12 protein-coding genes are annotated in these 14422 nt (G+C 74.1%); 10 read left to right on the forward strand and 2 right to left on the reverse strand.

What is annotated here, in order from left to right; genetic code table 11:
- Nucleotides 1-52 precede the first annotated feature (52 nt).
- The 3 genes from Q4C85_RS00080 to Q4C85_RS00090 all read left to right on the forward strand — a co-directional run bounded on the left by Q4C85_RS00080 (nt 53) and on the right by Q4C85_RS00090 (nt 5187).
- On the forward strand, nt 53-1180 hold the full coding sequence (locus tag Q4C85_RS00080) for an o-succinylbenzoate synthase (RefSeq protein WP_303138298.1): 1128 nt from the start codon (nt 53-55) through the stop codon (nt 1178-1180).
- The gene (gene menD / locus Q4C85_RS00085) at nt 1177-3186 is read left to right on the forward strand and encodes a 2-succinyl-5-enolpyruvyl-6-hydroxy-3-cyclohexene-1-carboxylic-acid synthase (RefSeq protein WP_303138299.1); all 2010 of its coding nucleotides are present in this window, start codon (nt 1177-1179) and stop codon (nt 3184-3186) included. The genes Q4C85_RS00080 and menD overlap by 4 nt, the downstream gene beginning before the upstream one ends.
- Before the next feature lie 204 nt (nt 3187-3390).
- The gene (locus Q4C85_RS00090; protein ID WP_303138302.1) at nt 3391-5187 is read left to right on the forward strand and encodes a trypsin-like peptidase domain-containing protein; all 1797 of its coding nucleotides are present in this window, start codon (nt 3391-3393) and stop codon (nt 5185-5187) included.
- 27 nt (nt 5188-5214) lie between these two features.
- On the opposite strand, the gene Q4C85_RS00095 is transcribed toward Q4C85_RS00090, so the two are convergent.
- Both Q4C85_RS00095 and Q4C85_RS00100 read right to left on the reverse strand, forming a co-directional pair.
- Nucleotides 5215-6564, reverse strand: coding sequence for an isochorismate synthase MenF (locus Q4C85_RS00095; RefSeq protein WP_303138304.1), 1350 nt, complete (start codon nt 6562-6564; stop codon nt 5215-5217).
- 1 nt (nt 6565) lies between these two features.
- On the reverse strand, nt 6566-7267 hold the full coding sequence (locus tag Q4C85_RS00100) for a demethylmenaquinone methyltransferase (protein ID WP_303138307.1): 702 nt from the start codon (nt 7265-7267) through the stop codon (nt 6566-6568).
- A gap of 430 nt (nt 7268-7697) precedes the next feature.
- On the opposite strand from Q4C85_RS00100, the gene Q4C85_RS00105 reads away from it, so the two are divergent.
- From Q4C85_RS00105 to nuoF, 7 genes are all read left to right on the forward strand, one after another.
- The gene (locus Q4C85_RS00105; protein ID WP_303138722.1) at nt 7698-9116 is read left to right on the forward strand and encodes an FAD-dependent oxidoreductase; all 1419 of its coding nucleotides are present in this window, start codon (nt 7698-7700) and stop codon (nt 9114-9116) included.
- Complete coding sequence (gene ndhC, locus Q4C85_RS00110; protein WP_303138310.1) at nt 9113-9472, forward strand: NADH-quinone oxidoreductase subunit A; 360 nt, start codon at nt 9113-9115, stop codon at nt 9470-9472. Before Q4C85_RS00105 ends, ndhC begins: the two co-directional genes overlap by 4 nt.
- A gap of 76 nt (nt 9473-9548) precedes the next feature.
- Nucleotides 9549-10169, forward strand: coding sequence for an NADH-quinone oxidoreductase subunit B (locus Q4C85_RS00115; RefSeq protein ID WP_303138313.1), 621 nt, complete (start codon nt 9549-9551; stop codon nt 10167-10169).
- On the forward strand, nt 10166-10933 hold the full coding sequence (locus tag Q4C85_RS00120; protein WP_303138316.1) for an NADH-quinone oxidoreductase subunit C: 768 nt from the start codon (nt 10166-10168) through the stop codon (nt 10931-10933). Before Q4C85_RS00115 ends, Q4C85_RS00120 begins: the two co-directional genes overlap by 4 nt.
- Nucleotides 10933-12330, forward strand: coding sequence for an NADH-quinone oxidoreductase subunit D (locus Q4C85_RS00125; RefSeq protein WP_303138319.1), 1398 nt, complete (start codon nt 10933-10935; stop codon nt 12328-12330). The genes Q4C85_RS00120 and Q4C85_RS00125 overlap by 1 nt, the downstream gene beginning before the upstream one ends.
- Nucleotides 12330-13067: an NADH-quinone oxidoreductase subunit NuoE gene (nuoE, locus tag Q4C85_RS00130; protein WP_303138321.1), complete on the forward strand. Its 738-nt coding sequence runs from the start codon at nt 12330-12332 to the stop codon at nt 13065-13067. The genes Q4C85_RS00125 and nuoE overlap by 1 nt, the downstream gene beginning before the upstream one ends.
- Before the next feature lie 80 nt (nt 13068-13147).
- A complete protein-coding gene (gene nuoF, locus Q4C85_RS00135) occupies nt 13148-14422 on the forward strand; it encodes an NADH-quinone oxidoreductase subunit NuoF (protein ID WP_303138724.1) in 1275 nt (424 codons plus the stop codon).

Genomic DNA, 14422 nt, shown 5'->3' on the forward strand with positions numbered 1-14422 from the left:
AGGGTGGCCGTACTGCAATCTGAGCGTGGACGCGGATGGCTATCCTTGTTCCGTGACAAGCCACTTCCTAGAGCACACGTTCGATGCCAAGAGCATCCGTGGTGAGATCGACCTCCTGGCCCTGCACGCCTCGGACCGTGCAGGGATCCTCGACGGCATCGACAGGGCCGTCGTGTGGGATGTGGCCTTGACGACCCGCTTCCGGGGCATCACCCGCCGCGACGGCGTCCTCCTCCACGGGCCCGGCGGGTGGGGGGAGGTCGCTCCGTTCTGGGACTACGGCCCGGAGGAGGCCGCGCCCTGGCTGGCCAGCGCCCTGGACTCGGCCGTGCGCGGGCACGACGACCTGCCGTGCCACCGGGACTCCGTCCCCGTCAACGTCACCGTCCCGGAGGTTGACGAGGTCAGTGCCCACGCCCTCGTCCTGTCCTCGGGCGCCACCACCGCCAAGGTCAAGGTCGGGGCCTGCCGCACCGTGCGCGGCTCGGCCCTCGCCGACGACCTGCACCGCCTGGCCGCCGTGCGCGACGCCCTCGGCCCCTCGGGCCGCATCCGTATCGACGTCAACGGCGCCTGGGACCTGGAGACCGCGCGGGCTAACGTCCCGCTGCTCAATGCCGCGGCCAAGGGTCTGGAGTACGTCGAGCAGCCCTGCGCCTCGGTCGAGGACATGGCCGCGCTGCGTCGCGTCGTGGACGTGCCGATCGCCGCCGACGAGTCGATCCGCCTGTCCGACGACCCCCTGGCCGTGGCCCGCCTCGAGGCCGCCGACGTCGCCGTGCTCAAGGTCGCGCCCCTGGGCGGGGTCCACCGTGCGCTGGCCCTGGCCGAGCGCCTCGAGATGCCGGTCGTCGTGTCCTCCGCCCTGGACACCTCCGTGGGCATCGCCGCCGGTGCCGCTCTGGCGGCCGCGCTGCCCGAGCTCGACCACGCCTGCGGCCTGGGCACCGTGTCGATGCTCACTCGGGACGTCGCCGTGCCCAGCGCCGCACCGGTGCGCGGGAGCCTGGCGGTCCGGCCGGCCCATGTCTCCAAGGCGCTGCTCGGCTCGACACTGGCCGACGCCGAGGTCACCGGCCACTGGCAGGTGCGCCTGTCCCATCTCGTCGCGGCACTGACCGCCCGCCGGGAGCGTGAGGCCTGGGGGCCGGCGACGGCGGTGGCGGGGCTGCCCCTGTGAGTGGGGCGCGCGCCTCGCAGGAGGCCCACGGCTCGCAGGCCTCGGCGGCGGCGCCGGAGGACGCCCCCTCCCTGAGCGCCGCGCGGACGGTGGTCGCCGCCCTGGTCGCCGCCGGGGTGCGCGAGGCCGTCCTGTCACCGGGCTCACGCAGCGCGCCCCTGGCCTACGCCCTGGCCGAGGCCGAGGACCGCGGCGCGCTGCGCCTGCGGGTCGTGCTCGATGAGCGCTCGGCCGGCTTCACCGCGCTGGGCCTGGCACGCGCCCACCTCCAGGCCGGCGGCGGCGAACCGGTCAGTCCCGTGGTGGTGGTCACCACCTCGGGCAGCGCCGTGGCCAACCTCCACCCCGCCGTCCTGGAGGCCGACGCCGCGGGAGTGCCGCTGCTCATCGTGTCGGCCGACAGGCCCCACGAGCTCGTGGGCACCGGCGCCAACCAGACCACCGAGCAGGCCGGCCTGTTCGCCACGGCGCCGCGCCTGGTCATCGACATCCCCGCCGACCTGGCCGGGCACAGGCCGGCCGGGTCGGCGGGCGCCCTCGCCCTCGGTGGGCAGGTGCGCCGCGCCGTGCTCGCCGCCAGCGGTGCACTGAGCCGGGACCCCGGCCCGGCCCATCTCAACCTTCGCCTGCGTCCGCCGCTGGCCCCCTCGCCCTCTCAGGCCCCCGTCCCGGAGGCGGTGGCCCTCCCCGATGCCCCGGCGGCCGGCGCCCCCCGGCCCGGCGGCCGCCCAGGCGTCTCGCCGCAGCCCGATGCCTTCGGCGGGGTCGGCGTGTCCGACGCCGGCGGCCCCGCGCAGCCGGCACCCGCCGCGGCGACCGCCGACCAGCCCGTGGCGGGTCAGGACCCGCGCTCCGGCCCGGCGCAGTGCGGCCTCGTCGTCGTCGGGGACTGCCCCGACCCGGCCACTGGACGCCTCGGCAGGGCCCTGGCCGAGCACCTGGCCTGGCCGCTCCTGGCCGAGCCGACCTCGGGCGCACGAGGGGGCGCCATGGCGTTGACCCGCTACGCCGAGCTGCTCGGCACCCCGGAGGGCGCCCGGCTCGTCGCGTCCACCGAGCGGGTCGTCGTCCTGGGCCACCCCAGCCTCACCCGCTCGGTCAGCGCGCTGCTGGCGCGCACCGATCTGCGCGTCGACGTCGTGGCCGACCGGGCCCGCTACACCGATGTCGCAGGAACCGCGCATGTCCTTCCCGCCCCGGCCGGCCACGGCGGCTGCGCCGGGGGCGAGCCGGGCGAGGTCCTCCTCGCGCGTGCCCTGGGCGCCGTGCCCGCCGACCCCGGTTGGGCACCGATGTGGCACCGGGCCCTCGAGTGCCTCGAGCCGGCCGCGCCCCGACGGCCCGACGGCGCCCGGCCGGGGCTGAGCGCGGACGCCGCCGTCCAGGCCGTGTGGGAGGCGGCGCTTAAGGCCTGCGCGGGCCCCGACCGCGGCGCGGCGGGCGGCCCCGCCGGCGACACCACTGAGGACACCGCCGGGGGCGCCGCGGGGGGTGGGGCGCCGGCGGTGCTCATGCTGGGCTCGTCGATGACGGTGCGGCGCCTCGATCGGCTCGCCGCCCCGGCCGCTGCCGGGCTGCCCGTCCCGGCGGCCGTCGCCAACCGGGGCCTGGCGGGCATCGACGGCACACTGGCCACGGCCGCGGGCGTGGCCCTGGGTGTGGGGGCTCCCGTGCGCGCCGTCGTCGGCGACCTCACCTTCCTCCATGACGCGATGAGCCTGGGGCGGGGGCTCCACGAGACCGAGCCCGACCTCCAGGTCATCGTCCTCGACGACGCCGGGGGCGCCATCTTCTCGACCCTGGAGTACGCCCGGGTCCCCGGTGCCGCCAGGTTCGACCGCCTCTTCACCACACCGCAGACCCCGAGGATCGGCGCGCTGGCACAGGCCCTGGGCGCCACCGTCCACAGCCCCGGGGACCTCGAGGGGCTCAGGCGGGTGCTGGCCGCCCCGGTGCGGGGCCTCAGCGTCGTCCACGTCGTGCTCCACCCCTGCGAGCCCCGGTGACTCCCGTCAGCCGGGGCGCCGGGGTTGCGGGGTGAGCGGAATCGCGTCGGTGCGACACGCTGAGCGGCATTGGTGCTGGCGCTCAGCGTGTCGCCCGGGTGAGGATTCACAGGTCAGACCCAGTCGGGAGTTGGTGAGGACCCAGACGAACGTTATTGGGTGTGCCCGACTGACAGGTGCTCCCTGGAGCCGAGGAGGAACCCCATGACCACGAACGACGAGTACCCCGGTTACGGCGCGCAGTCGGTCCCCGGTCAGTCCGACCAGCCCAGTCAGCCCAGTCAGCCCGGCCGGCCCGTTCAGCCGGGTGAGGTGCGGGACGAGCAGGAGGCGCCCGAGGCCGCGCAGGCCCCCGACCCCGGCGACACCACCCCCCTGCCCGCCGAGCAGCGCGAGGCCCCGGCTTCCGCGGAGACCAGCCGCTTCGCCCCACCGGCCCCGGAGGACGGCCGTGTGGCCCCGCCCGCCTCCACGCCCTACGGCACTGCGCCGCAGGCGCCGGCGGGCTACTCGGTGCCCTCCTCCTACTCGGCTCTCGGCTCCCCTGGCGCTCCCGGCGAGGCGGCGGAGCCTCCCGCGGCCCACACCTCCCCGGCCGCCTACGTTGCGCCGGGGAGCGCGCCGCAGCCCCCGGCGGCCTACTCGGCGCCGTCCTCCTACTCGGCTCTCGGCGCCCCTGGTGCTCCCGGCGAGGCCGGAGAGGCCCTCGCCGCCTACTCCGCCCCGGCGGCCGGGCCTCAGGACGCCGGTTCTCGACCCGCCCCCGTCGCGGCCGCGGGCGTGCCGCCCTACGTCCACGCCTCCTCCGAGCCCTCGGCCTCCCCGCGCCGGAGGCGCCGCGGACCGGGGTGGGGCGGTGTCGCCGCGATCTCACTGACGACGGCGCTGCTGGCCTCGGGCGGGGCGGTGGCCGCCACCCAGCTGCTCAACGACGAGCCCTCGCCGGCGGCCTCGACCCCGGCGCCGACCTCGATCGCCACCGGCCCGACCACGCAGACGGTGACCTCCACCGGCACGACCCCCGACTGGGAGGCCGTCACCGCGGCGGTGTCCAACGCCGTGGTGTCGATCACGGTCGCCACGGCCGCTGGCACCGGTGTGGGCTCGGGCGTCATCTACGACTCCTCGGGCCACATCATCACGAACAACCACGTCGTGGCCGGGGCCACCCAGATCCAGGTCTCCCTGGCCGATGGCCGTATCTACGACGCCGAGCTGACCGGCACCGACCCCGCCACCGACCTGGCGGTCATCGAGCTGGTCGACGCCCCCGACGACCTGACGGTCGCCCGTTTCGAGGACTCCGACAGCCTCGTGACCGGGCAGGACGTCCTGGCGATCGGCAACCCCCTCGGCCTGTCGTCGACCGCGACGACCGGGATCATCTCGGCGCTCAACCGCCCCGTCGTCACCACCCAGGAGCAGCAGTCCGAGGAGAACTCCTCGGACCTGCCCGACTCGCTGGGCGGGCTGCTCGGCGACGGCCAGTCGACCACGACCGAGGTGTACACCAACGCCATCCAGATCGACGCCGCCGTCAACCCGGGCAACTCCGGAGGCCCGCTGTTCGACGAGACCGGCGCGGTCATCGGCATCACGAGCTCGATCGCCTCGACCTCCGAGACCAGCGGCTCGATCGGCATCGGCTTCGCCATCCCCGCCAACCTGGCGACCAAGGTCGCCGACCAGCTCATCGAGACCAGCGCCGCCACCCACGCCTTCCTGGGGGTGGGCACCCAGAACGGCGGCGCGACGGCCGATGGCGTGACACGGGCCGGCGCGGAGGTCTCGACGGTCGAGGAGGGCTCACCGGCCCAGGACGCGGGGATCCAGGAGGGCGACGTCATCATCGCCGTCGACGGCAAGGCGACCAACCAGTCGGCCGCGCTCATCGGCTTCGTGCGGCAGTACTCCGCCGGCGACGAGGTGACCCTGACGATCATCCGCGACGGCCAGGAGATGGAGGTCCCCGTGACCCTGTCGGAGCGCAGCGACCAGTAGCCCTACCGGCGGCCCGGAGGGCCTGCGTCAGGGCGCCCCGAGCGCGTCGAGGACCGGGCGCATCTTGGCCGCCGTCTCCGCCAGCTCGTCGGCCGGGTCGGAGCCGGGCATGATGCCGCCCCCGCCCAAGACCCGCACGGGCGCCTGCGGGCCGGCCCCCGTGGCGCCGCCGTCGGCCAGCTGGGCGCTGCGCAGGGCGATGCACCACTCGCCCTCCCCGTGCCAGTCCACCCAGCCCACCGGCCCGGCGTAGCGGCCCCGGTCCATCCCCTCGAGCTCGACGATGAGGCGGGAGGCCGCGGGGGTGGGGGTGCCGCACACCGCAGCGGTCGGGTGCAGGGCGCCGACGAGGGCGAGCGCCCCAGTGTCTCCGGCGACGACGCCGGAGATGTCGCTGGCCAGGTGCAGCACGTTGGGCAGGGTGAGCACGAAGCGTTCGGGCGCCTCGACCACCGAGCACAGGGGCTCCAGGGCCGTCAGCGCCGAGGCGCGGGCCAGGGCGTGCTCGCGGTTGTTCTTCGGGTCCTTCTCCAGCCACGCCGTCAGGTGGGAGGGGTCCTCGTCGCGGCCGCAGGCCCGGCGACGACGCGCGGTGCCCGCCAGCACCCGGCTCGACAGGCGCCGGTCGCGCAGGCGCACGAGCAGCTCCGGGGAGGCCCCCACCATGCCGTCCACCGCGAAGGTCCAGCACGAGGGGTAGGCGGCGGCGAGCCTTGCCAGCAGCCCGCCGGTGGTTCGTGCCTGCCTCGGAACGGCCACGACATCGCGGGCCAGGACGACCTTCTCGGCCTGGCCGGCGCGCAGCCTGGCGCTCGCCGTGGCCACCGCCGCGCGCCAGGAGGCCTCGCTCCTGGCTCCCGGGGCGAGGGCCGCCCCGGGAGCGGTCGGGACTCCACCGCCGGTCGCGGCGGCCGTCAGCGCGGCGGCGTCGAGCCCCGCGTCGGGGTCCTCGCCGCGGGCGCCGACCGTCGTGACCCAGGAGCCCTGGGCGTCGCGCCCGACGAGCACGCGGGGGACCAGGAGCACGGAGGGCTCGCGGGAGGACGGTGCGAAGGTGATCGCACCCAGCGCCACCGGCCCGGTGCCCGGGCGCACCAGAGGGTCGGACCACCACGAGGCCTGCACGACCGCCCGCCAGGCGGCGCGCAGCTCCTCGATCCGCCCCGGCCCCGTGGCCTCGATCCGCAGCAGCGGGTCCCAGCCGGCCAGGCCATGGCCCTCGCGCACCCAGGCGACGACGTCGTTGCGCTCGGCCAGAAGCGACAGGGGCGGGCCGGAGCCCGTCCAGGGCGGGCCGGCGAGCGCCGTGGTGGAGAAGGTGAGGCGGGGAGGGCGGGCCAGAAGGTCGCGGGCGGCCAGCCGCAGGCAGCGGGTCACCTCAGCGGTCCGTCGGCAGCGTGCCGCGGTGCACCGCCACGATGCCCCCCGAGAGGTTCTTGTAGGCGACCGAGCGCCACCCGGCCTCCTGCATGAGTGCGGCCAGCCCGGCCTGGTCGGGCCAGGCCAGGATCGACTCGGCGAGATAGTCGTAGGCCTCGGTGTTGGACGACACGAGGCGTCCGGCGGCGGGCAGCGCGGTGCCGAGGTAGAAGCGGTAGAGGCGCCGGAAGGCGCCCGCAGTGGGGGTGGAGAACTCGGCGATGACGATCCTGCCGCCCGGCCGGGTCACCCGGGCCATCTCGCGCAGGGCCAGGGGGACGTCCTGGACGTTGCGCAGACCGTAGGAGATGGTGGTCACGTCGAAGGTGGCGTCGGCGAAGGGCAGTGCCGTGGCGTCCCCCGCCACGAAGTCGATCCCGGGGTGGCGGCGCTTGCCCTCGGCGACCATCCCGGTGGAGAAGTCGCAGGCGACCACCTGCGCACCGTCGGCGGCGTACTCCACCGAGGAGGTGCCGGTGCCGGCAGCCAGGTCGAGCACCCTCGTGCCGGGACCCGCGCCGACCGCCGAGCGTGTCACCGTGCGCCACATGCGGACCTGCCACAGGCTCATCACGTCGTTGGTCAGGTCGTAGCGGTGTGCGACCGCGTCGAACATGCCCGCTACCTCCCGCGGGTCCTTGAGGAGGGTGGCTCGGCTCATGGCCCGATCATCGCAGACCCCGGCCCCCGCGGGGACCACGGTCACGGCACACGGCCGCCGAGGACCGGCGCCGGCACACAGACAAGAAATACGTCATACCATGGGGTCTTAAATGCGGGCGAATTGGTGCCTGCGGCCGCGGCCGGCCTGCCCAGGGGTCGGTGCAATGATGCAGAAAACACTGGACCCGAGGTGGCTTGTCAGGACCGCCGGCGCGCCTCGGTAGAGTCGGGGCCGGTCCTCCACGTCCTGGGAGGACCTCGGTCGTGCCCAGCGGCCGACCTCGACAGCCCCATGCACGACGCGGACGACACCAGCGACGCGGACGACAGGGGCGACACGGACCACGCGGACCACACGGACACGACGCAGACAAGGAGGCACCATCGTGGCGCACAGCACCGCCCCCGCCTCCGCAGCGACGGACACCCTGCGCTCCCCGGTGCGTCGGGTCGAGGCCGCCGACGTCATCGTCGTGGGGGCGGGCCCGGCCGGCGCCTCGGCCGCCTACCACCTGGCCACCCTCGGCCTGGACGTCGTCGTCCTCGAGCGCCAGGAGCTGGGCCGGGACAAGGTCTGCGGCGACGGGCTGACGCCCTCGGCGGTGCGCGAGCTCATCCGCATGGGGGTCGACACCTCCTCCTGGCAGCGCAACGCGGGCCTGCGGGTCGTCGGTGGCGGCCACCTCCTCCACGTCCCCTGGCCCGAGCTGCCCTCCCTGCCCTCCTACGGGCTGGCCCGGCGGCGCGCCGAGCTCGACCGGGACCTGGCCGAGCACGCGGCCAACGCCGGCGCGCGCCTCCTGACCGGGGTGAGTGTCACGGCTCCGGTCACCACCGCCTCGGGGCGCGTCGTCGGGGTCGAGGCGCGGCCCTCGGCCCGCGCCGCCCACCCGGGCCTGAGCTCCCCGGCCACCCTGACCGCCCCGGTCGTCGTCGACGCCGGAGGGGTCTCGGCCCGCCTGGCCACGGCGGCGGGCCGCCTCAGGGACGAGGCGAGGCCGTTGGGGGTGGCCGTGCGCGCCTACTTCCGCTCCCCGCGCGCTGATGACAACTGGATGGAGTCCCGGCTCGAGCTGTGGGACGGCCCTGCCGGCCGCTCCGACCTCCTGCCCGGTTACGGCTGGCTGTGGCCGGTGGGTGACGGGCTGGTCAATGTCGGGCTCGGCTCGGTGTCCTCCGGGTCGGGGTCCTCGCGGCGCGTGCGGCTCTCCCGGCACCCGCGGTCGGCGGGGACGCGGAGCGCCCGGCGCCCCGGCGCCTCCCGCGGGCGCGTGCCGGCTCGTCCGGCGGGCCGCGCGGCGGGTGCCCGGTCGGGGGCGGGCATCGACTACAAGGCGGTCTTCGGGCGTTGGATGGCCGCGGCGCCCCCCGCGTGGGGACTGACCCCGGACAACCAGGTGGGGCGCCTGGCCTCGGCGGCCCTGCCCATGGCCTTCAACCGCAAGCCCCACTACGCCGATGGCCTCATGCTCCTGGGGGATGCCGGCGGGATGGTCTCGCCCTTCAACGGCGAGGGCATCGCCCAGGCCCTCATGTCCGGCCGCCTGGCGGCCGAGGCCGTCGCCCAGGCCGCCGCCCGCTCGACAGCGGCCGGCCGCGAGCAGGCCCTGGCCCAGTACCCCGTGGCCCTGCGCGCCGAGCTGGGCGGCTACTACACCTTGGGACGCGTCTTCGTGTCCCTCATCGAGCACCCCGAGGTGATGCGCCTGTGCACCCGGCACGGGCTGGGGCGCAAGCACCTCATGCGGCTCGTCACCAAGCTCCTGTCCGACGGCTGGGAGCGCCGCGGCGGCGACGCCGCCGACCACCTCATCCAGATCCTCACAAGAATGGTGCCGGCAGCATGAACCCCTATGTCTCCTTGCTCATCATGGCGGCGCTGGCCCTGCTCGTGGCCATCGGTGGGCTCGGGCTGTCGGCGATCGTCAGCCCGGGCCGACGCAACCGGGTCAAGGTGGCCGCCTACGAGTGCGGCATCGACCCCACCCCGGCCCACCCGGACAAGGGGCGCTTCCCCGTCGCCTTCTACCTCGTGGGCATGACCTTCATCATCTTCGACGTCGAGGTGGTTTTCCTCTACCCGTGGGCCACCGCCTTCGCCCGGCTGGGCCTGTTCGGACTGGGCGCCGCCCTCGTCTTCATCGCCCTCATCACGGTGCCCTACGTCCTGGAGTGGCGCCGCGGCGGACTGGACTGGGACTGATGCCCCCAGCCAGGACCCAGGACAGCGGGGCATCGGGGACATCGGGTACACCGAGGACACGGAGGGCGCGACGGCCATGAACATGAACGACTACAACGACAAGATGCGCGACATCCCCTCCAAGAGGGATGACCCGTACGCCCAGGCGGCCGCGGAGGTCGACAGCCCGGGCTTCCTGCTGACCAGTGTCGAGCGGCTCACCGGCCTGGCCCAGGCGCGCTCGCTGTGGCCGGTGACGATGGGCCTGGCCTGCTGCGCCATCGAGATGATGGCCGCGGGCACGCCCCGCTTCGACATGGCGCGCTTCGGATGGGAGGTCTTCCGCGCCTCGCCCCGCCACGCCGACGTCATGATCGTCTCGGGCCGCCTGTCCCACAAGATGGCCCCGATCGTGCGCAACGTCTACGACTCGATGCCCGAGCCCAAATGGGTCATCTCCATGGGGGCCTGCGCCTCGAGCGGCGGCATCTTCAACAACTACGCCATCGTCCAGGGCTGCGACCACGTCGTGCCGGTGGACATCTACCTGCCCGGCTGCCCGCCGCGGCCCGAGATGCTCATCAACGCCATGCTCGAGCTGACCCGTCAGATCGAGAAGCGGCCCGTCCTGGCCCACCGCGAGCAGATCGCGCGTGCCGTCGAGGCCGCCGCCCTGTCCGCAACCCCCACCTCCGAGATGAAGGGCCTGCTCGCATGAGTGAGAACACCGTCGACGACGGCGTCCCCGCAGAGGCGGCCGACCTCGCCGCCCCGGCCGTGCCCGAGGTCGCGGGCCGGCCCGTGCGCCCCGAGCTGCGCCTGGAGGTCGTCTCGGCCCACACCGGCCACTTCGGCGCCCCGGACGCCGGCGACACCTCCGGCTACGGCGGGACGAGGAGCGTGGTCGCCCTGGCCCCGGCCGCCGTGCGCCCTTACGGCTCCTGGTTCGACGAGGCCGTCGACGCCCTCATCGAGGACCTGGCCGAGGCCGGTGTCGACCCGGCCGACGCCATCGAGAAGGTCGTCGTCGAGCACGACCAGCTGACGCTGTTCATCGCCCGTGAGCACCTTCTCGACGTCGTGCGCCCCCTGCGCGACGACCAGGACCTGCGCTTCGAGCTGTGCCTGGGGGTGACCGGGGTGCACTACCCGGGCGACGCCGGGCGCGAGCTGCACGCCTGCTTCGAGTTCCTGTCCCTGACCCACGGCTCGCGGGCCATCCGCCTGGAGGTCACCTGCCCCGAGTCCGACCCGCACATCCCCTCGATCGTGCCGGTCTACCCCGGCGACGACTGGCATGAGCGGGAGGCCTGGGACCTCATGGGGATCGTTTTCGACGGGCACCCCCACCTCACCCGCTCGGCGATGCCCGACGACTGGGTGGGCCACCCCCAGCGCAAGGACTACCCGCTCGGCGGCATCCCCGTCGAGTACCGGGGCGCCTCGACCGCCCCCGCCGACTCCCGGAGGTCGTACCGCTGATGAGCACCGCGAGCACGAACGAGGCCTTCACCGCCGCCGGCCCGGCCACCGACTCACTGGCCGACGGCGCCCCCCAGTTCACCGCCCACGGCGGGGACTGGGACGAGGTCGTCGCCCAGATAGCCGCCCGGGACGAGGCCGACCGCCTCGAGCACGACCGCATCGTGGTCAACATGGGCCCGGTCCACCCCTCGACGCACGGCGTGCTGCGCCTGGTCCTGGAGATCGACGGCGAGCGGGTCACCGAGGTCCGCGTCGGCACCGGCTACCTCCACACCGGCATCGAGAAGAACATGGAGTACCGCACCTGGGTCCAGGGCGAGACCTTCGTGACCCGGATGGACTACGTCGCCCCCTTCTTCCAGGAGGTCGGCTACGCCCTGGCCGTCGAGAAGCTGCTGGGCATCACCGAGGACATTCCCGAGAAGGCCACCGTCACCCGGGTCCTGCTCATGGAGCTCAACCGGATCGCCAGCCACGCCGTGGCCATCGGCACCGGCGGCAACGAGATGGGCGGCACGACCCTCATGACGATCTCCTTCCGGCTGCGCGAGCACATCCTGCGCGCCTTCGAGATGGTCTCCGGCCTGCGCATGAACCACGCCTACATCCGCCCCGGCGGCCTGGCCCAGGACATCCCCGAGGGGCTGACCGGTTTCGTCCGCTCGATCATGCCCGAGATCAAGAAGGACCTCGGTGAGCTCGAGGCGCTCCTTGTGGAGAACCCGCTGCTCAAGTCGCGCTTCATGGGGGTCGGCGAGATCTCGCTGGCCGGGGCGATGGCCATGGGGCTGACCGGTCCCTGCCTGCGCGCCACCGGCTACCCCCTCGACCTGCGCAAGTCCCGGCCCTACTGCGGGTACGAGACCTACGACTTCGACGTGCCCGTCTACACCTCCTCGGACTGCTACACCCGGCTGCTTCTGCGCTTCGACGAGTGCTTCCAGTCCCTCAAGATCGTCTCCCAGGCACTGGACCGCCTCGAGGAGATCAGCGAGCGGGGCGCCGACCCCTCCAACACGACGATGGTCGCCGACCCCACGATCGCCTGGCCCGCGAGGATGGCCATCGCCACCGACGGCCAGGGCCAGTCCCTCGAGCACGTCCGCCGGATCATGGGCACCTCGATGGAGTCCCTCATCAGCCACTTCAAGCTGGTGACCCAGGGCTTCCACGTGCCCGCCGGGCAGGTCTACCAGACCATCGAGCACGCCAAGGGCGTCATGGGCATCCACGCCGTGTCCGACGGCGGCACCCGCCCCTACCGGGTCCACTTCCGCGACCCTTCCTACTCCAACCTGCAGTCGCTGGCCCTGATGGGCGAGGGCGGCATGATCGCCGACCTCGTGCCCACGCTGGCCTCGATCGACCCCGTCCTGGGAGGCGTGGACCGCTGATGAGCACGAACGCAACCGGCTACAGCCCCGAGGTCGCCCAGCGCCTCGAAGCCGACATCGACCAGATCATCGCCCGCTACCCCCAGGGCCAGGAGCGCAGCGCCCTCATCCCCATGCTCCACCTCGTGCAGTCCGTCGACGGCTACGTCTCGCCGGCGGGCATCGCCCTGTGCGCCGCCCGGCTCGGCCTCAACCGCTCCGAGGTCAGCGCCGTGGCCACCTTCTACAGCCAGTTCCGGCGTCACCCGGCGGGCGCCTACCACGTGGGGGTGTGCACCAATGCCCTGTGCGCGGTCATGGGCGGCGACGACATCTGGTCGGCCGTCTCGGAGCACACCGGCCTGGGCAGCGATGAGACGAGCGAGGACGGGACGATCAGCCTCGAGCGCGTCGAGTGCAACGCCGCCTGCGACTACGCCCCGGTGGTCATGGTCAACTGGGAGTTCTTCGACAACCAGACCCCCGACAGCGCCGTCGACCTCGTGCGGCGCCTGGAGCAGGGGGAGGACATCGTTCCCACCCGCGGCCCGGAGACGGTGCCGACCTTCCGTGAGAACGCCCGGCTGCTCGCGGGCTTCGAGGACGGCCGGGTCCAGGAGGGCGCGGGACCCGGCGAGCCGACGCTGCGCGGCCTGCGCCTGGCCCGCGAGCACGGCTGGACCGCGCCCGAGGCCCTCGAGCAGGCATCCCCCGCCGGCCCCGGATCGACGGCACGAGCGCAGGAGGAGACGAAGTGAGCGCCGACAAGCCCGCCGCCCCCCAGCCCGAGGGACCTGCCCTCAGCGCTCCGGGCAGGCTGACCCCCGTCGTCACCGACATGTGGGACGTCGCGGACTCGTGGACCCTGGCCGCCTACCGCGCGCACGGCGGCTACGAGGGCCTGGCGCGCGCCAAGACCCTCAGCCCTGAGGAGCTGATCGCCCTGGTCAAGGACTCGGGCCTGCGCGGGCGGGGCGGCGCCGGCTTCCCCGCCGGCCTCAAGTGGTCCTTCCTGCCCCCCTCCGACGGCGGCCCGCGCTACCTCGTGGTCAACGCCGACGAGTCCGAGCCCGGCACCTGCAAGGACATTCCCACGATCCTGTCCAACCCGCAGGCCCTCATCGAGGGCATCGCCATCACGAGCCGGGCCATCGGCTGCGACCACGCGTTCGTCTACCTGCGCGGCGAGGTCCCTCACGTCTACCGGCGCCTGCTGCACGCCGTGCGTGAGGCCACCGAGGCGGGGCTGCTCGACACCGGCTTCGGCCTCGACGGCGACCAGCCGCTGCGGATCACCGCCCACGCCGGTGCCGGGGCCTACATCTGCGGGGAGGAGACCGCCCTGCTCGACTCCCTCGAGGGGCGTCGCGGGCACCCCCGTCTCAAGCCGCCCTTCCCCGCGGTGGCCGGGCTCTACGCCCGGCCCACAGTGGTCAATAATGTTGAGACCATCGCCCAGGTGCCGGCGATCCTGGCCCGCGGGGTGCCGTGGTACGCCGCGATGGGCACCGAGCGCTCCCGGGGACACGGGATCTTCTCGGTGTCGGGGCACGTGGCCCGGCCCGGGCAGTTCGAGGCCCCCTTCGGCATCACGATGCGCGAGCTCATCGAGCTGGCCGGCGGGATCCGGCCCGGCCATCGGCTCAAGTTCTGGGTCCCCGGGGGCTCGTCGACCCCGATCTTCGGCCCCGAGGAGCTCGACGTGCCCCTCGACTACGAGTCCGTGGCGGGCGCCGGCTCGATGCTGGGGACCCGCGCGCTGCAGGTCTTCGACGAGACCGTCTCGGTGGTGCGGGTCGTGGCCCGGTGGACCGAGTTCTACCAGCACGAGTCCTGCGGCAAGTGCACGCCCTGCCGGGAGGGCACCTACTGGATGCGCCAGATCATGGCGCGCCTGGAGCAGGGCAGGGGCCTGCCGGGCGACGTCGAGAAGCTCGAGGACATCGCCGCCAACATCGCCGGCCGCTCCTTCTGCGCGCTGGGCGACGCCGCCGCCACGCCGGTGCTCTCGGGCATCGCGCGCTTCCGCCCGGAGTTCGAGGCCGGGTGCACGACCCCGGCCCGCGAGCTCTTCCCCTACGCGGCCTCCGCACTCGTTGAAAGCGCACGGTGA

It is taken from the genome of Actinomyces sp. (assembly GCF_030524025.1).
Taxonomy (GTDB): Bacteria; Actinomycetota; Actinomycetes; order Actinomycetales; family Actinomycetaceae; genus Actinomyces.

Excerpts from the sequence above, each read along its gene's own strand:
- Q4C85_RS00115 (WP_303138313.1), top strand. The coding sequence starts at position 9,549 with ATGAACATGAACGACTACAACGACAAGATGCGCGACATCCCCTCCAAG.
- ndhC (WP_303138310.1), top strand. The coding sequence starts at position 9,113 with ATGAACCCCTATGTCTCCTTGCTCATCATGGCGGCGCTGGCCCTGCTC.
- Q4C85_RS00125 (WP_303138319.1), top strand. The coding sequence starts at position 10,933 with ATGAGCACCGCGAGCACGAACGAGGCCTTCACCGCCGCCGGCCCGGCC.
- Q4C85_RS00100 (WP_303138307.1), bottom strand. The coding sequence starts at position 7,267 with ATGAGCCGAGCCACCCTCCTCAAGGACCCGCGGGAGGTAGCGGGCATG.
- nuoE (WP_303138321.1), top strand. The coding sequence starts at position 12,330 with ATGAGCACGAACGCAACCGGCTACAGCCCCGAGGTCGCCCAGCGCCTC.
- Q4C85_RS00120 (WP_303138316.1), top strand. The coding sequence starts at position 10,166 with ATGAGTGAGAACACCGTCGACGACGGCGTCCCCGCAGAGGCGGCCGAC.
- Q4C85_RS00090 (WP_303138302.1), top strand. The coding sequence starts at position 3,391 with ATGACCACGAACGACGAGTACCCCGGTTACGGCGCGCAGTCGGTCCCC.
- nuoF (WP_303138724.1), top strand. The coding sequence starts at position 13,148 with ATGTGGGACGTCGCGGACTCGTGGACCCTGGCCGCCTACCGCGCGCAC.